Origin of the sequence: Thermotoga caldifontis AZM44c09 (assembly GCF_000828655.1) — a bacterium.
GTDB classification, from domain to species: domain Bacteria; phylum Thermotogota; class Thermotogae; order Thermotogales; family DSM-5069; genus Pseudothermotoga_A; species Pseudothermotoga_A caldifontis.
In genome coordinates this window covers 1,266,761-1,288,255 of record NZ_AP014509.1, presented here as the reverse complement: position 1 = coordinate 1,288,255, position 21,495 = coordinate 1,266,761, and the positions used below count along the sequence as shown (strand labels likewise).

At 50.1% G+C, this 21,495-nt stretch carries 19 protein-coding genes; 3 read left to right on the top strand and 16 right to left on the bottom strand.

Annotated features, from left to right (window positions below):
• Positions 1 to 45 precede the first annotated feature (45 nt).
• The gene (locus TSP01S_RS06435; RefSeq protein WP_041077294.1) at positions 46 to 702 is read left to right on the top strand and encodes an endonuclease III domain-containing protein; all 657 of its coding nucleotides are present in this window, start codon (positions 46 to 48) and stop codon (positions 700 to 702) included.
• A gap of 30 nt (positions 703 to 732) precedes the next feature.
• On the opposite strand, the gene TSP01S_RS06430 is transcribed toward TSP01S_RS06435, so the two are convergent.
• From TSP01S_RS06430 to TSP01S_RS06385, 10 genes are all read right to left on the bottom strand, one after another.
• Positions 733 to 2,253: an FGGY-family carbohydrate kinase gene (locus tag TSP01S_RS06430; RefSeq protein WP_041077293.1), complete on the bottom strand. Its 1,521-nt coding sequence runs from the start codon at positions 2,251 to 2,253 to the stop codon at positions 733 to 735.
• Positions 2,254 to 2,256: 3 nt separating this feature from the next.
• The gene (locus tag TSP01S_RS06425) at positions 2,257 to 3,690 is read right to left on the bottom strand and encodes an L-fucose/L-arabinose isomerase family protein (protein ID WP_041077292.1); all 1,434 of its coding nucleotides are present in this window, start codon (positions 3,688 to 3,690) and stop codon (positions 2,257 to 2,259) included.
• Positions 3,691 to 3,733: 43 nt separating this feature from the next.
• Positions 3,734 to 4,372, bottom strand: a complete 639-nt coding sequence (locus TSP01S_RS06420) for an L-ribulose-5-phosphate 4-epimerase (protein WP_041077291.1) — start codon at positions 4,370 to 4,372, stop codon at positions 3,734 to 3,736.
• Positions 4,373 to 4,389: 17 nt separating this feature from the next.
• Positions 4,390 to 5,841 (bottom strand): alpha-N-arabinofuranosidase, encoded by a 1,452-nt coding sequence (locus TSP01S_RS06415; RefSeq protein WP_041078556.1) that lies wholly within the window; start codon positions 5,839 to 5,841, stop codon positions 4,390 to 4,392.
• A 25-nt stretch (positions 5,842 to 5,866) separates the two neighbouring features.
• Positions 5,867 to 6,718 carry a carbohydrate ABC transporter permease gene (locus tag TSP01S_RS06410; RefSeq protein WP_041077290.1) on the bottom strand — a complete coding sequence of 284 codons (852 nt, stop codon included), beginning with the start codon at positions 6,716 to 6,718 and terminating at the stop codon, positions 5,867 to 5,869.
• Positions 6,715 to 7,602, bottom strand: a complete 888-nt coding sequence (locus tag TSP01S_RS06405) for a carbohydrate ABC transporter permease (protein WP_041077289.1) — start codon at positions 7,600 to 7,602, stop codon at positions 6,715 to 6,717. The genes TSP01S_RS06410 and TSP01S_RS06405 overlap by 4 nt, the downstream gene beginning before the upstream one ends.
• Before the next feature lie 37 nt (positions 7,603 to 7,639).
• Complete coding sequence (locus tag TSP01S_RS06400) at positions 7,640 to 8,953, bottom strand: ABC transporter substrate-binding protein (RefSeq protein WP_041077288.1); 1,314 nt, start codon at positions 8,951 to 8,953, stop codon at positions 7,640 to 7,642.
• Positions 8,954 to 9,230: 277 nt separating this feature from the next.
• Complete coding sequence (locus TSP01S_RS06395; RefSeq protein WP_041077287.1) at positions 9,231 to 11,099, bottom strand: glycoside hydrolase family 127 protein; 1,869 nt, start codon at positions 11,097 to 11,099, stop codon at positions 9,231 to 9,233.
• Positions 11,100 to 11,201: 102 nt separating this feature from the next.
• Complete coding sequence (locus TSP01S_RS10305; protein ID WP_041078554.1) at positions 11,202 to 11,510, bottom strand: ATP-binding cassette domain-containing protein; 309 nt, start codon at positions 11,508 to 11,510, stop codon at positions 11,202 to 11,204.
• Between the two features lie 285 nt (positions 11,511 to 11,795).
• Positions 11,796 to 12,869, bottom strand: a complete 1,074-nt coding sequence (locus TSP01S_RS06385; RefSeq protein ID WP_082021666.1) for a GntR family transcriptional regulator — start codon at positions 12,867 to 12,869, stop codon at positions 11,796 to 11,798.
• A 142-nt stretch (positions 12,870 to 13,011) separates the two neighbouring features.
• Between TSP01S_RS06385 and TSP01S_RS06380 the strand changes: the two genes are divergently transcribed.
• Positions 13,012 to 14,163 (top strand): MFS transporter, encoded by a 1,152-nt coding sequence (locus tag TSP01S_RS06380; RefSeq protein ID WP_082021665.1) that lies wholly within the window; start codon positions 13,012 to 13,014, stop codon positions 14,161 to 14,163.
• An 18-nt stretch (positions 14,164 to 14,181) separates the two neighbouring features.
• Positions 14,182 to 16,116, top strand: a complete 1,935-nt coding sequence (locus tag TSP01S_RS06375; RefSeq protein WP_041077285.1) for an outer membrane protein assembly factor BamB family protein — start codon at positions 14,182 to 14,184, stop codon at positions 16,114 to 16,116.
• On the opposite strand, the gene TSP01S_RS06370 is transcribed toward TSP01S_RS06375, so the two are convergent.
• The 6 genes from TSP01S_RS06370 to TSP01S_RS06345 all read right to left on the bottom strand — a co-directional run bounded on the left by TSP01S_RS06370 (position 16,096) and on the right by TSP01S_RS06345 (position 21,363).
• Positions 16,096 to 17,577 (bottom strand): TrkH family potassium uptake protein, encoded by a 1,482-nt coding sequence (locus TSP01S_RS06370; RefSeq protein ID WP_041077284.1) that lies wholly within the window; start codon positions 17,575 to 17,577, stop codon positions 16,096 to 16,098. The genes TSP01S_RS06375 and TSP01S_RS06370 overlap by 21 nt on opposite strands.
• Positions 17,578 to 17,579: 2 nt before the next feature.
• Positions 17,580 to 18,239 carry an NAD-binding protein gene (locus TSP01S_RS06365; protein WP_041077283.1) on the bottom strand — a complete coding sequence of 220 codons (660 nt, stop codon included), beginning with the start codon at positions 18,237 to 18,239 and terminating at the stop codon, positions 17,580 to 17,582.
• On the bottom strand, positions 18,236 to 18,661 hold the full coding sequence (locus tag TSP01S_RS06360) for a potassium channel family protein (protein ID WP_041077282.1): 426 nt from the start codon (positions 18,659 to 18,661) through the stop codon (positions 18,236 to 18,238). The genes TSP01S_RS06365 and TSP01S_RS06360 overlap by 4 nt, the downstream gene beginning before the upstream one ends.
• A complete protein-coding gene (locus TSP01S_RS06355) occupies positions 18,648 to 19,259 on the bottom strand; it encodes a response regulator (RefSeq protein WP_041077281.1) in 612 nt (203 codons plus the stop codon). The genes TSP01S_RS06360 and TSP01S_RS06355 overlap by 14 nt, the downstream gene beginning before the upstream one ends.
• A 31-nt stretch (positions 19,260 to 19,290) precedes the next feature.
• Positions 19,291 to 20,610, bottom strand: a complete 1,320-nt coding sequence (gene glnA, locus TSP01S_RS06350; protein WP_041077280.1) for a type I glutamate--ammonia ligase — start codon at positions 20,608 to 20,610, stop codon at positions 19,291 to 19,293.
• Positions 20,611 to 20,682: 72 nt separating this feature from the next.
• Positions 20,683 to 21,363, bottom strand: a complete 681-nt coding sequence (locus TSP01S_RS06345; protein WP_041077279.1) for a ribonuclease HII — start codon at positions 21,361 to 21,363, stop codon at positions 20,683 to 20,685.
• Positions 21,364 to 21,495: the final 132 nt, after the last annotated feature.

Genomic DNA, 21,495 nt, shown 5'->3' with positions numbered 1-21,495 from the left:
ACCTCCATGTTTATGATAACATTCAAAAGCTGGGAGGAACCTAACTTGAGCGTTCTAAAGGAGATCTACCGAAGGTTGCTTGAAACCTATGGCCCACAGGGTTGGTGGCCAGCCGAAACCTGGTTCGAAGTCGTCGTTGGAGCCGTGCTCACGCAGAACACGACGTGGAAGAATGTAGAAAGAGCGATCGAGAATTTGAAGAAAGCGAACATGCTCGATCCAAAGAGAATGTTCGAAGCCGATAACGAGCTGATCGAAAGGCTGATAAAGCCTGCTGGTTTTTGGAAATTGAAAGCAAGGAGATTGAAGAATCTCCTCAAGGAACTTTCCAGGTACGATTTCGATTTCTACCGGTTGAGAGAACACCTCACGAGAGACGAACTACTCTCTGTGAACGGTATAGGTCCCGAGACAGCAGATTCCATCATGCTCTATGCCTTTGAAAAACCCGTGTTCGTGATAGACAGTTACACGAGGCGTATACTGGGCAGAATCGGTCTGATAAACGGCAGAGAGACTTATTCACAGCTTCAATCGATGTTTCACCAGCAAATCAAGGGCGTAGAAACGATGAAAGAGTACCACGCCCTATTGGTAGAACACGCCAAAAGAGTGTGCAAAAAGAATCAGCCCAGGTGTGGTTCGTGTGTCCTGCAGGATCTCTGCGCCGCGTCGAGAAGGTTCCACCCGGGCACGGGTTGAAAAAACCCCGTCCAAGGCGGACGGGGGTCTTCATAACATTTGCATCAGATCCTTTGTTTTCTCGTACAACTGCAGATAGATCTGATAATACCTGTCGTAGATCTTCTTGTTCTCGGGATTCGGATCTACGGGTTCTTTGTACTTCACCCATTCTTTGATGCGCTCAGGCTTGTCTATCACACCGGTTCCGAGGCCAGCCAAGAAAGCGTCTCCAAACGGTGCCTCAACAAGACTCGCGACCTGCCTCATCTTGAATCCTGTGACGTCCGCAAAGATCTGCACCCAGACGGAAGATCTGGCAACTCCTCCGACGATCCAGCATTCGTCGTTCAGTTTCAGACCCGCGTTCAATCCGGCCTCTATGTTGTGTCTCAAAGCGTACGCACCCGCCTCCATGAACGCCTTGTAGATGTGAGCTCTCTTGTGGTACAGTGTCACACCGAAGATGACGCCACGCGCACTCGGATCCCAGATCGGAGACCTTTCACCCATGAAGTACGGCAGAACGATGATGCCATCGCTTCCGGCGGGTACGTTCTTCACTTCCCGATCGAGCAGCTGGTACGGTGAAATACCTGTCCTTTCACCCACGATCGTTTCTGACTCTCCGAATTCTTCCTTGAACCACCTTGCCAGTGCTCCCGTCGTGGCGGACCCACCGAACGTGTAGATTCGCTCGGTATCGTAGACCACGTAGGGATAACTCACCAGCCCAAACGCGAGTTTGCTCCCATCGTGCACAGTTCCCCAACAGGTGGAAGTTCCCACCATGGCGACATGCTCGCCTTCTTCCAGCGCACCCGCAGAAAGCTGTGCCACTGGTGCGTCGATCCCACCCGCAACGACGGGAGTACCTTCCAGCAGTCCGCACAGCTCAGCCGCTTGCTTTTTGACCTTTCCTACGATGTCAGAAGATTTCACGATTCTCTCTGGTAAGTATTCGATGGGAATCTGCAGGATATCGCACATCTCTTTGGACCAGGTGAGCTTTCTGATGTCGAAGACTCCGCCCAGGTTTCCAGCGGAAGAATAGTCTATGACGAGCTCTCCCGTCATTTCGTATATGACGTAATCCTTTGGCGTGATGAACTTGTAGATCTTCTTCCATACGTCCGGTTCGTTGTTCCTGATCCACATCATCTTCGTGAAACCGAAGTACGAGTCAACGTAATTGCCGGTTATGGAGAAGATCTTCTCCTTCGGAACGTTCTGTTTGACCCATTCTGTCTCTTTCACGGCCCGCCTGTCCATCCATATCAGGCAGGGTCTGAGAGGCTTCATATCTTTGTCCACGGGTATTCCAGAGCCACCGTAGAGACCACTTATCGCGATACCTGCGATTTTATTTCTCGGAACGCTGGACTTTTCGACGACCTCTTTCACAGTTTCGAAAACCGCCTTGACCCAGACATCGGGCCACTGCTCGGCCCAGTTTGGTTTCGGCGTGATCACATCGTACTCTCTCGAAGCCTCCGCCAGAACGTTTCCCTTTTCGTCCACGAGTACCGTCTTGGTCCCCTGTGTTCCGATGTCTGTACCGAGCAGGTACATATTTCATTCCTCCCTGTGGCAGTCACACCCGTCCACCGTGAAGATTTCCCAACCGAGATAATTGTCCAGAGCTTCTACAACAGCCTCCTTCACCCGGCTCCTGTTCGCAGCAACGTGGTGTTCGAAACCGTACTTCGTGATCAATCTCAGCAGAGACCTGAGATTTTCTATCTTCACCACACCGTATCCGCCGAACGTGTCGATGGGATCATCCGTGAATTCTCCCTCCGCAACGAAGCCGGCTATGGTGCCTTCGTTATCGAAGCTCGAAAGCCTCAGGAAGGTCGCAGGACCGGGAGAGATCCTTCCGACACACGTTCCGTACGCGTTCTCTTTCCCGACAGTACCCGCAATGATTTCTTGGTAAGACATCTCACAACTCTTGAAGAACGACACGGGCAGGTTACTGCAGTGGAACATCACGGCCTTTTCTGGATCGTCACCGTAGTTGTTGTTCCAGTCCAGCAGGGCGGATGGTCTTCCGGAAGCGAGCTGCAGTATGTACATCGATAGCGCACCCATGACGTCAGTCTCGCAAGCACTGGGCAAGAGCGATTCTGAAAGCAGGCTCATCACAGCACACGGTACGACACCATAGAGTACTTCCAAAGCCGTCCAGCATTGCAGCGCCGTCGCCAGTACCTTGTTCTCCTCGATCCATTCGTTGATGGCGGCGCCCAGGCGCGCCATTCTTTCGAGAGCTTCGGATGGGACTTTCTTCACGTTGAACGTTTTCGTGAGTTTGTCCAACTCGTGAACGACCCTGTCAGACTTCGAATCGAAGCCCCTGGCGCGCGCGATGATCTCTGAAAGGTCAACCGTTACCACGCTGATTCCGTACCTTTCCAGTATCTTTTCGCTGAAACGCACGGTATTGAACGCAGCGGGTCTGGCACCTATCAAACCTATTCTCAGATTCTTCAATCCCTTCACGATACGGCATACGGCGAGGAACTTTTCAAGATCCTTCCTGAATTCTTCACTTTCCGGAGACTCCACGTGCAATGTTGTGTCGGTGAAGGCGATCCCGAACTGCACAAGGTTGTTGCACAAAGAAATTTTTCCACAGAACGAATCACGTCTGTGTCTGATATCCATTTTTCCAAGTTCATCCGGGAAGGCGTGTACCAGAACCGGCACCTTCAGACCGGACAGCCGGATCGCCATGGCTGCTGAACCTTCATCGCCAAAGTTTGGTAACGTGACGATGATTCCATCGATTTCATCTGCGTGCTGTTTGAAAAGTTTGGCACATTTTTCAGCATCCTGCATGTTCTCGACAGCCCCGTATTTTGTATCTTCACTCGAGAGTGTCACCACGTTCACGTTCATCTCGTTCAGGACCTTGAGCACTCTCTTCCTGCCCTCTTCAACGAGCCAGTCGGGGAAGAAACCTCTGTTGCCAACGATCAGACCCAGCGTCATCCTCTCACTCATCTTTCACACCTCCATTCGCTCGTGATTACCATTAATTTTACCCTCATCTTTGCCCGTATTTTGTGTGGTACTGCAGATAAAGCCTTTCGACCTCATCCTTGGCGAGGGGAGCAGGCGTGGTCATCAAATGCGCGAAATAGGCGATCCTGGCCACTTCCTCCAGAAAAATCGCTTTTTTGATCGCATCCTCCAGGCTGTCACCGACCACCATGACGCCGTGTTTTCGAAGGAGCACTGCACCCGACCTTCCGATCACCTTCAGCACTGCTTTACCGATCGCTTCAGAACCCACCGGTGCGTACTCTGTCAGCGGAATCTCCTCGCCAAAAACGTCGGCGTGAGCAGTGCAGAGAACCGGTATGGGTTTTTCTACAACGGCCCAGACTGTGGAGAAAGTGGAATGCGTGTGTATGATCGATCTGGCCCAATCTATGTTCCTGTAAAGATACAGATGCGTTGCGGTGTCGATGGACGGTTTCTTGCTTCCCTCAACCACCTCGCCTTCCAGATCCACAACCACGTAATCTTCAGGCTTCAGGGTGGAATAAGGTACTCCTGAAGGCTTAATGATCACGTGTTCGTTCACTCTCACGCTCACGTTACCACTCGTGTAAGCCACCAGGCCGTACTTTTCCAAAATCATGTGAGCTTCGTGAAGTTCTTTCTTTATCTCCTCGTACATTACTACCCACCTCTTTCTCAGTCTCGATCGATTTCGATCACCGTGCAGGAGAAAGGTTTGAACAAACAGCTGAACTCTGGACCGACCCTGATCTGCTCGACGGCGATATCCACAACGCTGGGTTGTTCAATCGTATTCTTTGCGTTCACATCAGGACCTGTGAGTACGTAGGCCCGCGCCGTTTTTTCCGCCACACCCTTGATGGTGATAGAAACCTTCACTGCGTCCTCTTTCCTGTAATTCAACACGGCCAGATACAACTTCTTACCGTCCGCAGAAATCGTTGCCGACGCATCGATGTAGGGCACGTTATCGATCCGGAACGGTATCTTCGTGAAGAACATCTTGCCTTCTATGGCATAAGTCTCAGTCTCAACGTGCGTCTCAACGAGATTATCACCAGAATGGTTCGCGAGCAGTTCGAACGCTTTGTAAACCGGTGTCAGGTAGAGTCCGTTTTTCTCCGTGTGGATCGCACCGAGCGCGTTCACCAGCTGTGCCAGATTCGCGATGGGTACTGTGTCGCTCATCTTCTGGAGCATGATCAAAACTCCGCACGCGAACAAACCATCCTTTAGTTCGTAGGGCTCTTCGAGTCCATCGCTCGTGGCTCTGTACCAGACGTTCCATTCATCCAGTGCAATCTTTACCTCTCTATCTTTCGGCTTTTGCGACATGTCGATCAGTTTCTTCAAACCTATCAGCCTTTCTCTGAGCAAGTAGACCGTTGAGACAGTTTCGTAATAATCTTCACTGCCCGTGTAGAAGTGGTAAGAGATGTAATCTATGTACGGTCCTGCCACGTTCAAAACCTTCAGATTCCACTCTGGATCATCGCATCCCACCGCTACAGTCTTTATGGAAGGATCCATGACCTTCATCCATTTCGCATATTCTTTTGCGGTCTTTGCGTACTCCTCAGCCGTCATGTGACCCACTTGCCATTCACCGTACATCTCGTTGCCGATGCCCCAGAATTTCACGCCGTACGGTTCAACGTGACCATACTTCCTTCTGAGGTTCGCATAGTACGTGTTCCCTTTACCGTTACAATATTCGAGCCAGTGCAACGCCTCATCCAGAGTGCCGGTGCCAAGGTTCACACATATGTAAGGTTCGGCCCCTATCTCCCTGCAGTACTCCAGGAATTCGTCGGTACCGAACCTGTTGGTTTCGATCTGTTGCCATGCGAGATCGAACCTTGCGGGTCTTTCATCCTTGGGACCTATTCCATCTTTCCAGTGGTAGTTCGATGCAAAGTTACCGCCGGGCCATCTCAAGAGCGGAACTTTCAATCTCTTTACAGCGTCCAAAACGTCCTTCCGAAATCCTCGATGATCGGACAAGGGGGAACCTTCCTCGTATACACCACCGTAGATACACCTTCCAAGGTGTTCTATGAAATGACCGTAGATGTACCTGCTCACAGGTTTAACGATTTTGCCTGGATCCACCTTCACACTGTACATAGCCATTGTGCCTCCTTCACATCACTCACCCTTTTACGGCTCCAAACGTCAAGCCTCTTATCAGGTAACGTTGTGCGATGATCGCGAACACGACGACAGGCAGCATCGTCACGATGCCCGCAGCCGAGAGCGGTCCCCACGCGACGCGCCAGCCGGTGATGTACCTACCGAGGAATATGGGCAGCGTTTGAGCCCGCGCGTCGTTGGTCAGCACCAGCGCAAGAAGGAACTCTCCCCAGCTCTGTATCAACGACAGCACGGCCACCGCCGCGAGTCCAGGAGCGCTCAGTGGGAAAATCACGTAGAAGAATGTCTGAAAAACGCTCGCTCCATCTACGTAGGCAGCTTCATCGATCTCTCTTGGAATCTCTCTGAAGAAACTTATCAGCAACCACACACCGAGTGGCACCACGACGACGAGGTGCGATAGTATGAGAGCCCACCAGGTGTTGATGAGCCTCAGGCGCGAGAAAATGACGTACAGAGGAACAGCCGAAACGATGGGGGGAAGCATCCTTATGGAGATGATCCATTCTGCCAGAAAAGCCCCTCCAACTTTGTACCTCGCGATCGCGTACGCTGCCAGAGCACTGATCATTGTCGCGATCAACGAGACAGAAACACCAACCACGATACTGTTCCTGAGATACGGAAAGATGTTTTCTATGGAACCGGTGGTGCCACCGAAAACTTCAGTTTCTTTCGCACCGAAGAAGTTCGAGAAAGTGAACTGAGTCGGCCAAAACGTGGGAGGCCACGTGAACCATTCTTTCGCCGGTTTGAATGCCGTTATCACCAGCCAGTAAACGGGAAAAAGGAAGAACACAAGACAGATGGCGATCAAAATGTATCTGAGAACTCTCAGAATCGTTCTCATTCGCCTTCACCCCCGAAACCGAGCTGCTGCCTCATCCTCACCAACCTGAAGACGATGTTCACGAGCAACATGCTCACCAGCAAAAGCAAAACACTCAGCGCGGAGGCATAACCGATGTTCCAGCCGAACGATACTCCGACTTTGTATATGTAGAAACTGTAGGTGTGTGTCGCGGCGCCCGGTCCTCCCCACGTGGTCATGAACACGATATCGAAGGTTTTGAGACAGTCTATGATCCTCAAAACCAGAGCCACAAGGATCAGGGGCCTCAGCAATGGAAACTCCACGTGCAGAAAAACTTTGCCCCAGTCAGCACCATCAACCCTTGCGGCGTCGATCAGGTCCTGCGGCACGGACTGTAAACCCGCATAGATCATCAGGAAAACGAACGGTGTCCACTGCCACACGTCAATGAGAATGATTCCCAGTTGCGCGTAGTTCATGTCACCGAGCCAGGAAATTTTGGAAACATTAAAGAGCGAAAGGAACCAGTTCACAGGACCGAAAGCGTAGTTGTAAAGCATTTTCCAGGCGACGCCGGACACAGCCGCCGGTACCATCATGGGTATCAACAGAGAAGATCTTATGATTTTTTCACCGCGAACACCTCTGATCAAAAAAGCAACACCTATTCCGAGCAACAGTTCGACCGGCACTGCGATGGCCAGAAGCTTCGCGGTGAATTTGAAAGATTCAATGGCGGTGGTGTCAGAGAATATCTGAAAGTAGTTGGAAAGACCTATGAATCGTGTCTCTGCACCTTTAGACAGGTCGTACTGTCTGAAAGAAGACCAGATCATGAAGGCAAAAGGATAAATCGTCATAGAAAGAAAAAGTACCAGTACGGGTAGAACCATCAACCAGGGGATCAGCCTGTTCTTCATTATGAATGAGGGGGCTCGGCGCCCCCTCTTCACCCCCTCACTTTCCGAGTACTTCCTGCCACTTCTTGGCCAGATCGTTCAGAGTGTCCATAGACAGCGGCAAGGTTCCTGCAAGTATCTTCGAGAACGTTTCGACCGTTATGTCTTCCAAGCGTGGTTCTTCAGGAATCCTGGGCCTGTGAGTCTGGCTAACATAGGTGACCTCGAGTGCGGGCACTCTCGGGTCTGCGGCCCTAACCTCCGGATCTTTCAGAGTCGACATCCTGGCAGGCGCGACGGCGAACCTGAGGAATTTGTTCTTGTCGGCCCATTTGGTGGTAGCGAAGGTTATGAACCTGAACGCGGCGACCTTCTTTTCTTCAGGTATGAACTTGTTTATTGCGAGTGCCCACTGACCGCTCACAGATCTGCCAGGCATGGGGATGACGCCAACCTTGTCAGCTCCAACAGTTGATTTGAAGATGAGATACGGTCCCGTCCACTGAGGTACCATGGCAACCAGGCCCTGGTTGAAGTATTCGATCGTTTCACCGTAATCTGATCCAAGTGGGTCCGGACTGTAGGGCATGAGCTTCTTCATCATCTCAAGGGCTTTCAGGCCTTCTTCGCTGTTGAACGCCGGTTTGTGATCCGCCGTGAAGTATTCGCCGTACTCGAGGTCCGCCGCTCCGTGCCTCATGATTCCGAGCGGCGCGCATCTGTACTCACCGAAGAACAGCAGGTACATGTAGAACAGAGTGTGTGTCCTCGGGAACATCAGCGCGATGCCGTATTCGGTTGGCGAATTCCTGTTGAACTTCTTCGTGAAGAATTCAGCTATCTCTTTGACCTCTTCCCAGGTTGTCGGCAGAGTCAATTCTCTACCGTACTTTTCCTTGAATGCCTGTTTCAATTTCGGATCTTCGAACAGATCCTTGCGGTAGTAGAACAGCATCGTGTTGTTGTAGAAAGGTAAACCTATCAACTTACCCTGCCACATGCCCGATTCTTCAAGAACCTGAGGGATGAAGTCGTTCAAATCGTAGTCCGGCGGCAGCAGTTCCGGATACTTCTTCATGAACGCTCCAAGGTCTTCCAAGCCAAAGGAAACGGCCCCAGTCGTCATGACGTCGTAAGTGAAAGCTTCGAACGAACCAGCCTGTGAGCGAAGATCCTGCAACAGCTTAGGATAGAGAAGTTCCCACGACAGAGGTACGATCTCCACCTGGATGTCCGGATTCTGTTTCATGAACTCACCTGCGAGCCACTTGAGCGCATCCGCGTTGTCCGGAGAGCAGAGCACTGAGATTTTGACCGCAGAGAACGCCATGACAACGAGCGCGACAAACACCAGCACCAACAACCTTCTCACAGTGAACCCCTCCTTTCTTTAGAGTTGAAGCCCCTCCACGGCCATTCAATTTCACTTATGTACGGTCAAATCTTTACAATATCATTATAAACCCATTTCTTCACTATGTCAAGTTGCGGGGTGATCACAACCTTTGGACTCAACTCTGATCATTGACTACAGACCCAATTTGTACGTACGTTCCCACTCTCCCGCTGCCGAACAACAAAGAAGACCTCTCACGGTCAGCATTTTTCTGCTCAGGAGCGTGCAGGTTGTCGCCCCACTGCAAAGAACGTTACACTTGAGATTGCAGCCATACTACCATGGCGCCGAGATTTCTGTTTGCCCACATGTGATACGGGATAAGAGTGAATCTGACCTTCTCTTCGAGCGGTTTTGACGCTTTTCTGTAAAGCTTCCCCTGCCATTCTGAGAGTTTAACCGCTTTTCCTGTTCCCTGGAGAAACACGGCGTCTCTATCGAGGATCTTTTCTTTCTTCTCTTCCAGACGCTTCGTTTCAATTTTAAGTGTCCAGACGTGGAAGTTGGGATTATCCTCTTGCTCAGCGCAATAGACAACAGGTCCCCTTCTGACGGCCACTTTTCCCAGATTGTCCCTTGCGAATGGATGAGCCTCGATGAAATCCACTTCCATGGGGAGCGAAAGCTCAACGGTGTGTCTACCTTTCCAATTCATAGTCAACTGCGCATAACCATCCCGCGGTTCGACATGAAATGTTTTTGCATCCAGTCTTAAGGAAAAATCGTCCGCCCAGTTTGGTATACGCAGATAAAGGGAGAAGGGTTTTTCAAGTTCAGTTTCAACTGTGATTAGCACTTTTCCATCCCACGGATAGTCAGTTTCCTGTTCTATTCTGAGAAACATTCCTCCAAATTCCAGTTCGGCTGAACTTCTTTCGTACAAGTGTACCTGCACACCATCGCTGGATGTGGTGTAAATGTAGCCCGGGAAGGAGGCTATAAACCTCGCAAGGTTCGGTGGGCAGCAAGCACAATCAAACCACCGTTGTCTCCTTGTGCCTCCGTAATCCTCCAGCGGATTGAAATAGAAGTAATGTTTTCCGTCGAGGGATATCCCAGACAGAAGCCCATTGTAGAGAACCTGCTCCATCACATCTGCGAACTTGCCATGCCCCGTGGCAAGTAGCATTCTGAAATTCCACATGAAGTTCGCGATCGAAGCACAAGACTCGGCGTAGGATCTCCTGTTCGGTAGTTCGTACTCTTCTCCAAATGACTCCCAATCGTGCCTCGAACCGGCCCCGCCCGTTACGTACATCTTCTTCGTCACGAAGTCTTCCCAAAGCCTGTTGAGGGTTCTCCAAACACTCTCGTCGCCTGTCTCGAGGTAAAGATCAGTTGCACCACAGCAGAGATACAGCGCCCTCACGGCGTGTCCCGTGATTTCCTCAAGTTCCGTGAACGGTTTATGATCGACGAAGTACTGCGGGCCTGGATTCCTTGGAACGCTGGCAAGGCCTCTTCCCCGTGCACGTATGAAATACTTTGCAAGATCCAGATACTTACTGTCTCCTGTCTCTCTGTAGAGTTCAACGAGCGCCATCTCCACTTCGGGATGCCCCGGCGCTCCTTCCCTCTTTCCCGGACCGAACACGCTGCAGATGTGATCTGCGAACCTCCTGGCGACCTCAAAGAGCGTTGTTTCCCCCGTAACCCTTTTGTGTGCTACGCCAGCTTGAATCAAGTGACCAGCGTTGTAAAGTTCGTGGTTCCACGCGAGATTCATCCAGCGTTCTCTTTTTCTGTCGCCGGACAAATAAGTGCCGACGTAACCATCTTCATCCTGAGCCGCCTTCACTTCTTCGATGACGCTCTCAAGGATCTTTCCGAGTTCCGGAAGATTTCTGTTCGCCAGCGCGAAGGAGACGGCTTCAGACCATTTGTAAACGTCTGTATCGTCGAACGGAAAATAGGTTTTATAAGAACCCTCCATCTTTCCTGAAACTATTCTGAAATTGTCCAGCCTTCCTGTGCTCTCCAGAAGATCGTACTGACTTTGTAGTGTCGCACTGACGAGAGTTTCGAAGTATCCGCCCATGAATCCCTTTATTCTCACAGCACCAACTGGCACTGTTTTCAACTTCGCGAAAGGACTTTTCGAAACATCGATAATTCTGCTCATCGAAATTACCCCTTTTCCCTTCTTAGTGTAAACGGACACAGTATACGCACTTGTTGAGGGACAACGCTATCTGAGGTTGTGCAAGAGTTCTGTTCGTTCATCTTATGGATTGAATGTCTCGAACGGGTTCTGAAAAATCGGTTGTACCCTTTTCAGGAACTCCTTTTTTGGATATTCATCAAGGTTCCTGCCATGAAGATAGATCTTGCCTGATGTTGGTTTTAGAATCCTCAGGATGATGTTTGCGAGTGTAGTCTTTCCACTACCACTTTCCCCTACCAACGAAAAGACAAAAGGCGTATCAGGCAACGATAAGGAAATACGCCAGACAGCTGGTATTACAACCCTTGAGAGTAGCGTCCCCACTTTGAAGATCTTACACACATTATCCAGCTTCAGAAATTCACCCAAACCGGCCACCCCTTGATCGGCAAATAACTGCTGAGTTTCTCGTGTTATATAGGTACGTACATTCTGACCATCCGAAATTATACTTCTCAGTTCACACATTGTCGAGACCATCTTTACGGAAATTAACCCAGACATAATAATCAGATGCGGAATGAAACCGAATGCGGTTGTTTGGGGGAAATTCCTTCTCGTTCTCTTCCCACACACCAGCATATACAATCGCGTTCCTGAATCAAGAGAATTATCCTCAGTTATTGGCCTTCCGTACACTACTTTTTTCTCTTCTTACATCACCGGGCCTGCCACAGAACTCCTTTCAACAAACTCTGGCTGCAGCACACACTTTTCTGCTTCGCCACCTTGGAGCATCTTCAACAAGATGCCGGCTGCCTTCCTTCCCACTTCTTCTTTTGGATGTGCGAAGGTGCTCAGAACATCCCTGAAATCGCCTATTGGTGCATCGTCAAAACCGATCACTGACAGGTCTTCAGGAATGCTCATGCCTAATCTCTTCGCTACAAGCCTCAACTGTAAGGCTGTCGCGTCGTTGTAGCAAAAAACCGCCGTGGGCCGCATTTGCTTGGGCATAGTGAGTAGTTCGTATGCCAGTTGCATCGGTACTCCCGTGAATTCAGACACGTTGAAGGATTTTTCGTAGATCTTTTCGAAACCAAGTTCTCGTCCTCGCTGAATGAAACTCATCGCCCTGATGAGGCTCGGCAAATGTATCGATTTGTAAAGGACTGCCACTCTCCTGTGGCCGTACTGATGGAATATCTCGGCCGCCTTCGTTCCGCCGTACGCGTCATCCAGCACGACACAGCCAGCACCTTCTATGTTCCAATCCGTGTGCACGATGACGACCCTGATACCCTGTTTCACCAGCGATTTGATGTAGTCCCTGTTAGAGCGTCTCGTCGCACTGTAAACTGGATCCACAATGAGCCCCGTGACTCCGGACTCCACCCACTCTTGGATGATCTGTTTCTCACGTGAGGGATCTTCCGAAGCATTCCCAAGGAGCATCTTGTATCCGTTACTGAACAGGTATTCTTCTGCACCAAAGACGACGTAAGGGAATATGTAACTGGTTATCTGCTGAACGATGATACCAACGACGTTGCTGCCAATACTGGAATTGACGAAAGAGCCAACGCCAGGCTTTCTGACTATTATTCCTCGCACCACGAGCCGGTCCAGAGCCTTACGAACAGTTTCTCTGCTTGCCCCAAATTTCTCCATCAACTCCAGTTCTGTGGGTAACTTCGCTCCGGGTTTGTATATTCCAGATTTTATCTGTGACATCAGGAACTGTTCGATGACTCTGTACTTCGGAGTTATGGCGCGATCCCTCCCCATGTACGTACGTTTGTTTCTGCTCTTATTGTACGCTCCGACTTCTCTCCAGTCAAGCAAACACAGAGATAACAGACGATACACACGATTCTGTTAACGGCCATGTGAGTAGTAGTTCACGAGCACAGGCTTATAATTCACTTCTGTGAGCAGATCGAGACGCATTCTTTACGCGTTTACGTTACTGAGCGGCTTTGCCGCACAGGCGTACGGGATAACCTTCAATCTGCACATGCGCAAACGGCACTTCACCAACGAGCAGATCAGTGCCATTGTCTCGGCTAATTTGTGGGGAAGTGCCATATTCGGTTTGGTCCTCGCACTGATTTTGAGTAAGTGTGACAGGAGGAAGTTACTCCTCTTTTCCAGCTTGACGGTCGGGGTTATCATGGTCTTGAGGGCCATCGTGTACAACTTTCCTGCGCAGATTTTTCTTGCCCTCGTTTCAGGCGCCATATCGAGCTTATCGGGTATCGTCTTCACAACGGTACTGCTTGGTGGTACAGGGATCAAAGAAAGATACTCCGTCTTCGGCTCACAATTTTCACTTTCCATGCTTGCCAACGTTCTGGGGAACGTGCTGGGTGGGACGATGGCGGACCGACTTGGTTATACTTTCACACTGTTGCTGGCTGCGGGCTTGCAGCTTGTTGCTGCTTCACTGGTCAGCAAAGTTCAACATGTGGGTGGTGACTCTCAATTTCTGAGAAGGCTTTCCCTCGACGCGGTTCAAAAGCGAGTCCTTTCGTACTATGTTCTTTCGAACGTTCTGGTGGGATTCGGGGCAGGATTGTTCCTCAACTTCAGCAATTTGATGTTTCACGATCTTTTTGGTTTCTCGCTGACCTACGTCGGTTTGATCATGGCCCTTGCACAGTTGATGACAGCGGCAGGGAGCTTGAGTAGTGGCTTTTTGCAGAAAAGGTTCGGAGCACTGAGAATGCTCTTGATCTGTTACACCTCGGTCGTTCCATTGATGCTGTCGATATCGTTCATCAGGGATCCTGTTACCTTCTCTATACTCTACGTCGTGAGGTTCATGCTGATGAACATGGTGAACCCTTCTTTCACTGTACTGGTTTTCAACAATCTTCCTGACAGCATGATCATGTCGGCGAACGGTCTTGGCAATCTTCTCAACAACTCCTCCAGAGCTTTTGCCGCCTATCTGTACGGCTGGATCGTCGAAGGACCCGCAGACTACACGAAGTTGCTTTTGATCAGTTCCCTCTTTTACGCTCTCAACGCGCTACTCACCTGGTGGTTCAAGAGTCGTCTTGAAAAGCTGGTATCATAAACTTTGAGGTGCTGTCGAATGGGAAGGGCCTTGTTCGTCGGCTTGCTCATCGTCTCGAGTCTGATGTACGGTGCAACTCTGTACGTCGTCAAAGACGAAACCGTAGAGCTCTACGATGTCTCTGTTCCACTGCTCCCGGTGAAGATTGCCAGTGTGAACATGCCTGGAGTGCTCAAGGTGTTGCCTGGTTCCAGGTATTTGTACATTTTACGGTCTGCGAGCCTCGAAATCCTGGACGAAAACTTACGTTCCGTGAAAACTGTCGAGCTGAACCGTAAGGCCCTTGATGCTGTTCTCATACGGGATCTTTACGTTGTACACGATTACTCGATCACGGTCTTCGATGAGAATTTGAACTTCAAAGCTTCTTACACTCTGAACGAGAAGATTTCGGCAGTCGCTGTCTATTCCGACATGCTCATCACGCTGACCGGCGGTAAGATCGTGGCTTTCGATGCGAATTTCAAAAGGATCTGGGAAGTAGCGGCGCCGGATCCTATAAACAACTTTCAGATCGTTGGTAGTAGCTTGATGTTCTCCACGAAAAAGGAATTCTACATCATGAACATCTCTGAAAAGGTTCCGGTACTCGAATCAAAGCACAAATTCATTCTGGATTTCAAACAGATCTTTCTCGTGCGGAACAATCTCGTTGTCTTATCAACCGATGGGGCCCTGCTCCTGCTTTCCAGAGCCGACATGTCGCTGCTCGATAAAGTGAACGTATCGGCAGTCTCCGTCACCAATCACGGAGACTATCTCTACATCGTTACAAGCAAAGGTGGACTGACCGCGGCAAACGTGTTACCCAGTTCTATCAAATTGTTCCAGACTGTTGCGAACAACGTGAAATATGCTACTGTGCATGGCATAGATCTGATGAAGTTGACAGGTTCGATGCAGGTTCAGCAACAAACTGCTTCGCCTGTGAGCACGGTTCAGGAAAAGACCAGAACAAGGCCTCTGAATTTCCTTGGGGAAGTGAAACTCCCGCAGAAGGTCAGCACGAGCCCGGCGATCGGCAAGGAGCTGTATCTGTCATGCCTCGATGGTAGTTTGCTCATAGTGGACCTTAGCAGTTTCAGAGTGCAGTCGAACAAGGTGGCACTCATACTCACCGCAGATCCGGTGCTTCTTGATGATGGTTCGATCGTCCTGGGCTCCTGGGACAAGAGCATTTACGTACTCTCCGACAGGACAAAAAAGATCCCACTTGAATCGAATGTCTCTATCGCTGCGGCGAGAACTCCTCAGGCATTCGTCGCTGTCGACGACGATGGAACGATGTACATATTCGAATCAATCACAGGCGATAGTGTGAACAGAGTTCGTCTGACAGGCTGGCTCGTATGTCCGCCGGCAGTGCATGAAGGTTACGGAATATTCGCGCTCGATTGGCTTGGGATCCTACACCTTGTGGATTTCTCTGGAAAAGAGGTTTGGTGGACCATGACTGAAACGTGTAAATCGGCTGAAATCGTTCTCACAGATGAACTTGTTTTCGTGATAGGTGAGAAAACCGTGTGGTGCGTTCGGATCAAAGATGGTAAGATCGCATGGTCGAAAACTTTTGGTGCGAGTCTGGTTCAGGGAGTAAGTGACGGTAAGACGCTTTATGTGTGTGACGATTCTGGTAGCGTCTACGCACTCGATCTTTCTGGTAACGTTCTGTGGGCGAGTGAGAACCTCTCTGCGAGAACGATTCTGCTGACACAGAGCGGTCTGCTCGCCGCCGGTGATGTTCTGTACTTGCTGTCTACCAGAGACGGTTCGAAGATCCTTCAGGAGCCTCTTTCTGCTCGAGTGTCTGGCAAGATGAAGATGTCTGATTCAGGTTTGCTCGTACTGAAAACTGACAACAGTTTGTTGCTGTACGAAGTCAACAGTTCACCTTCGCAAGGATGGCCCATGTATCTGAAGGACTGGAGAAATTCAAGCCTGCTTAGGAAATGACCTGAGCGCATCTGAAAAGATCTTTGCCAGTGCGTACACGACTACGAGGAACTCGAGCCTTCCCATGAACATTCCGACGATCAGTGTCCACATCGCGCCGAGTGGCATGCTCGGTGATGTGACTCCGCACGAAAGCCCTACCCCCGCGAGAGCCGAGGCAAATTCAAACATTGCCTGTTCCAAACTGTAACCGTAGAACGTCAACATCAGTACACCCAGGGCATAGGACAAAATGTACGCGGCACTCGTGATGAAAGCTTCTTTGATGAGTTGAGGATCGAGATACCTTCTGGCGGACCCTTTCCATATCTCTACATACACAACGGAAGTCTTTGGGAGCAGAAATTTTCTGAGTGACATTCCGAACGTTTTGAAGAGCACGGTGAGCCTGTACTGTTTTATACCGCCCGAGGTTGAATCCATACAACCTCCGAGCAGCATGAGAACCACAAGAACGAAGAGACCTGTTGGAAAACCGAGCCACGACTTTAGATCTACTGTGGAAAAACCTGTCCCGGTGAGGGCAGAGACAACTTGGAAAATGCTGTGACGCAAGCTGTCTGAAAATGTTGGAAACACTTTGCCAACACCCGCCAGAGAAACACACACAGTACCTAACAGGATCAACACGATCATCTGCTTGGGTTCACTGTTCTTTCTGAGCGCATGCCAGTCTCTACTCCAGAATGCATGGTGAATACCGAAACCGATAGACCCGAGAAACATGAGAAACATCAGAATCAACTCTGTTGATAGGTTATCGAAAGCTGCGACGCTTTTGTTCTTCGTCGAAAATCCACCTGTGGCGAGTGCCGTAAAAGAATGGTTCAGCGCATCGAAGAGATTGAGCCCGCTGATCATCAACGCGATCGTTCCGGCGACCGCGTACAGAAGATAGTAGGTGACGATCAATCTTGTTGAATGCCTTATGTTTGGTGCGATGTTGTCAACGCGTCCTTCTGCCTGGTAAAAACCAAGGCCCGTAGGACCTATGATCATACTCATCACTATGACGGCGAAGCCTGCGCCCCCCAGATATTGGGTTAAGCTCCTCCAGAAGAGCACCGGCTTGGGAAGAGCCTCAACCACAGGAAACATCGTTAAGCCCGTCGTTGTCCAGCCGCTCGTAGCTTCAAAAATGGCTTGCGAGAAATTGAGCAACCCACAAAGCATGTAAGGCAAAGCGGAGAGGACTATGACCGTCGTCCAGGAGAAGAGCACGATCACTGCTCCTTCTTTGACGGTTATGACATCAAACTCCGTAGTGTGTGAGAAACGTTGCAAGACAAAACCGAGGATGAACGCGACAGCGGAAGGTATCGAAAATGACAGAATGCACTGGAAGAAACTGGGTTCAGAAAAAATCCACACCAGAGGAAGAAGAAGTATCAGAGAGAAAAACCTCAAAAGTTTACTCAGTGTACTGAAAACAACGCGGTATTCCTGCAGCGTCAATCTCATAATCACTCACCGACAAGTAAATGTATCACTTGAGATTGAACGCTTGGCTCGCACAGGACCATCACTCTATCTTCGGGAAGAAGTTCGACTTCTCCACGGGGTATGACCACCGTGTTGTTCCTGATGATGGCACCGATCACACAGCTGTTTGGAAGAGGGATCTCCTTCAACTTTTTGTGAGCGGATGGAGAAGTTTCAGGTATCTCGAGTCGAAGGAAAACGAGCCTTCCTTCCTCAACCATGGAGAACTCTTCGATTTCGTCGACGAGCAATAGACCCTGGATTGTCTGGAGCAAGATGTTAGTTGGACTCACGGCCGCTTTCACACCCAGCCGGTGAAAGATCTCTATATCTTCGGGATCATTCACGAGCGTGACTATTCGTTCCACCCCATAGTAATGGCGAACCATCTGCGAGATTATGAGGTTGTCACGGTCGGTGTTCGTCAGTATGACCACAAGATCTTCGCTGCTGAGCCTGAGCTGCTCGAGCACATTCTTCTTGCTCCCATCACCGAGGATCACAACTGCAGAAAGACTCTTCGCGAGCTGCTCGCAAGCACGGGGATCTTTGTTCACTATGTAGACGTGGTAACCCTTTGATATCATCATCCGAGCGAGATAGTACGCGATCTTGTGGCCACCTATGATGACTACCTTCAAGTTTCGTGCACCCCTAATTCGGACAAGACTTTCATCGCTGCAAGCCGCGTTGGCGATACGATCTCGATATCGAATTCTTTGAAGATGTCTTCGTTCGCCGGTTCGTTCACACGCGCGATGACCCTCTTCACGCCGAAAAACCTCTTGGCAACGCTCGCGACCATGAAGTTTGTGTTATCGTCCCCTGTGAGCGCCAGGAGTACGTCCGCCTTATCGAGCTTTGCGTCTCTCAGCACCGAGATCTCAGTCACGTCTCCGATGATCTTGAATCCCGTGAACTCCTCAGGCAAGCTCTCAAGGGCCGTTTCGTCCGAATCTATGACGACCACGTTGCTGCCGGAGACCGAGAGCTTCGTTGCGACAATCGAACCGATACGTCCACAACCCACGATCACAATGTAGAGTGACTCAGCTTTCCTCATATTTCGCGATCTCCTTCAGCGCCCTCCTGTGCTCTGGATCGAGCGCCAGCGCAGCCTTGAGGTGTTTGTAGGCAAGTTCCTTGTTGCCCAGTCTTTCCATCACGGTCGCGTAAATGAAATTAGCTTCCGCATCGGGTCTTATCATGAACAGTTCACGCGCGAGTTTTTCAGCCACGACGAGTTTACCCTGTTCGAGCTTTTCTTCGATCAAACGAGCGAGCCTTTCGAAGCTGAGCTGTTCCGCACTCAGAAGTTCTCCGACTTTTCTCAGAAGGTCCTGCGCCGAGAAGGGTTTCGAAAGATAATCGCTGGCGCCCTGTTTCATCGCTTCGACTACGGGAGCTGCGGTGGTGATGGCGGAAACTATGAGTGTCGGCAGCTCCATACCTTCCTGTCTCATTCGCTTCAGTAGTTCAGTACCAGACATGCCAGGTAGCTTTAAATCGAGGATGAGCAGATCGAACTTCGATCTTCGCACTTCCACGAGCGCTTCCTCACCCGTGGCGATCGTGGTGACAGTGTGCCCGTTCTCTTCAAGAATTTTCCTGATGAGGTTTCTCACATTCCTCTCGTCGTCCACCACCAGTATGTTCGCCATATTCACCCACAACGTAATAGTTTAGCACTTTTTACACCTGAAGGTACCTTCTGATCTCCCAGTCTGTCACAGCGATGCTGAAGTCTCTCCACTCCCTCCTCTTGAGCTCCAAGAACTTTTTGAATATGTGCTCTCCCAGGACCTCCCTGACCAGGGAAGATTCTTTCATCTCATCCAGAGCGTCTCTCAGCGATCCTGGTAAAGATTCTATCCTACTTTGTGCTTTCCTCTCTTCACTCATGGCATAGATGTTTTCTTCAATCGGCGTAGGAGGTTCTATTTTCTTTTCTATACCATCCAGTCCAGCAGCAACTATGACTGCGAACGCGAGATATGCGTTACAGCTCGGATCCGGTGCCCTGTACTCGATCCTAGTGGATTTACCCCTTGCGGCTGGAACCCTAATGAGCGCACTCCTGTTCGATTTCGACCACGCTATGTTCACTGGTGCTTCGTAACCCGGCACCAGCCTCTTGTAACTGTTCACTGTTGGATTCGTGACTGCTGTGATCTGTTTGGCATGCTTGAGCAACCCGCCTACGAAGTAGTACAGAGTCTTTGATAGACCGTCCGGGGCGTTTGGATCGTAAAACGCATTTTCGCCATTTCTGAACAAACTCAGGTGTGTATGCATACCGGAACCGTTGATTCCAAAGAAAGGTTTTGGCATGAACGTCACATGCAGGTTGTACTTTATAGCGATCGTTTTTAAAACCAGCTTCACGGTTTGCGCGTTGTCTGCGGTCTTCAACACCTCTCCGTAGCGGAAATCTACTTCGTGCTGGGAAGGTGCAACCTCGTGGTGTGATGCTTCCACTTCTATACCCATTGTTCGCAAGGCGACGGCCACTTCACTCCTCAGCGATTCGACTTGATTGAGTGGTAGTAGGTCGAAGTAACTTCCCTGATCGAGAATTTCTGCCACCGGAAATCCCTTGAGATCTCTGGGCAGCACAAAGAACTCCATCTCGGGACCGGCGTAAGGTTCAAAACCCATTTTTCTGGCCTTTTCCACAACTAGCTTCAATCTGTAACGGGGATCTCCCTCAAAAGGTGTACCATCTGGCTTGTACACATCACAGATCAACCGCGCACTCCTGATACCGTCATTCGTCCAGGGCAGGATAGCGAAGGTGTCTGGATCTGGCCTTAGGTACATATCCGATTCCTCGATTCTCACGAAGCCTTCGATGGATGATCCGTCGAACATGATACCCCTTTCAAACGCTCTGGGCAGTTCCTGAGACGGTATTTCCACATTCTTGATGTTCCCGTTGATATCTGAGAACTGCAACCGTACGAACTGGATGCGTTCCTCCTGAACGATCTTCAAAATGTCCTCCACTCGCATGAGATTACCCCCCTGCAACTTTCATATGCCAGAATTCTAATTCAGGTTCGTTTACACGCGGGTTAATGGGAGCTAAGTAGAGGAAACAAGTCGATGCAGTTTTCGCAAAACCGCGATGAAACGGTCTGAATCCTTTCGAACGAGCTTTGTGAGTAATTCTTCGTTCAGCAGTTCCAGGACAGGCCTGAAAGTGAGTCTGTGAAAACTTGTGGGACCATACCGGTGGAGTTTTTCGAGGTGTTCTTTCGTTGCGTAACCTTTGTGCACACGAAAATCGTATTCGGGATACTGCTCATGAAACTTTTCCATCATGCGATCTCGCGTTACTTTCGCAACTATGGATGCGGCAGCGATAGAGGCACTTTTTCTATCGCCCTTGACGATGCACGCCCCCTGCTGTAAAAGCTTCAAAGATTTGCCATCCACCAGGACGAAGGCTTCTGGGCAATCTAGTTTCTCGAGAGCGCGGTTCATGGCAATTCTGGTTGCGTTCAGGATGTTGTGTGTGTCTATTTCTTCCTCCGTCGCAACACCGATACCGATCCGTGCACATTTCTGTATTTGCTCGAAAAGAGCCTCTCTTTGAGATGGTGTTAGCTGTTTTGAATCGTACACGTCCAGGGGTTCCAGAAGGATCACCGCAGCGGCAACAACAGGTCCCGCTATGCAACCTCTTCCAGCTTCGTCAACGCCTATGATGGTACCAAAATTCGATCTGTAGAAATCGTCGAAAAGGAACAGTTCTTTCCTCATCGAAAGTCTATATTACTACAATCACGTCATCGTTGCGCCTGGTGAGGACCAGAGAGTGGGGGTTTCACCCAGAAAGTAACATTCCCTTTCGAAAGACGTTACCTTCACACGGACCAAACGACCGTATTTACA

Bases quoted from the DNA above. Each gene is read 5' to 3' on its own strand.
- TSP01S_RS06430 (WP_041077293.1), bottom strand. From the start codon at position 2,253: ATGTACCTGCTCGGTACAGACATCGGAACACAGGGGACCAAGACGGTA.
- TSP01S_RS06425 (WP_041077292.1), bottom strand. From the start codon at position 3,690: ATGAGTGAGAGGATGACGCTGGGTCTGATCGTTGGCAACAGAGGTTTC.
- TSP01S_RS06420 (WP_041077291.1), bottom strand. From the start codon at position 4,372: ATGTACGAGGAGATAAAGAAAGAACTTCACGAAGCTCACATGATTTTG.
- TSP01S_RS06415 (WP_041078556.1), bottom strand. From the start codon at position 5,841: ATGTACAGTGTGAAGGTGGATCCAGGCAAAATCGTTAAACCTGTGAGC.
- TSP01S_RS06410 (WP_041077290.1), bottom strand. From the start codon at position 6,718: ATGAGAACGATTCTGAGAGTTCTCAGATACATTTTGATCGCCATCTGT.
- TSP01S_RS06405 (WP_041077289.1), bottom strand. From the start codon at position 7,602: ATGAAGAACAGGCTGATCCCCTGGTTGATGGTTCTACCCGTACTGGTA.
- TSP01S_RS06395 (WP_041077287.1), bottom strand. From the start codon at position 11,099: ATGAGCAGAATTATCGATGTTTCGAAAAGTCCTTTCGCGAAGTTGAAA.
- TSP01S_RS06385 (WP_082021666.1), bottom strand. From the start codon at position 12,869: ATGGGGAGGGATCGCGCCATAACTCCGAAGTACAGAGTCATCGAACAG.
- TSP01S_RS06375 (WP_041077285.1), top strand. From the start codon at position 14,182: ATGGGAAGGGCCTTGTTCGTCGGCTTGCTCATCGTCTCGAGTCTGATG.
- TSP01S_RS06370 (WP_041077284.1), bottom strand. From the start codon at position 17,577: ATGAGATTGACGCTGCAGGAATACCGCGTTGTTTTCAGTACACTGAGT.
- TSP01S_RS06360 (WP_041077282.1), bottom strand. From the start codon at position 18,661: ATGAGGAAAGCTGAGTCACTCTACATTGTGATCGTGGGTTGTGGACGT.
- TSP01S_RS06355 (WP_041077281.1), bottom strand. From the start codon at position 19,259: ATGGCGAACATACTGGTGGTGGACGACGAGAGGAATGTGAGAAACCTC.
- glnA (WP_041077280.1), bottom strand. From the start codon at position 20,610: ATGCGAGTGGAGGACATTTTGAAGATCGTTCAGGAGGAACGCATCCAG.
- TSP01S_RS06345 (WP_041077279.1), bottom strand. From the start codon at position 21,363: ATGAGGAAAGAACTGTTCCTTTTCGACGATTTCTACAGATCGAATTTT.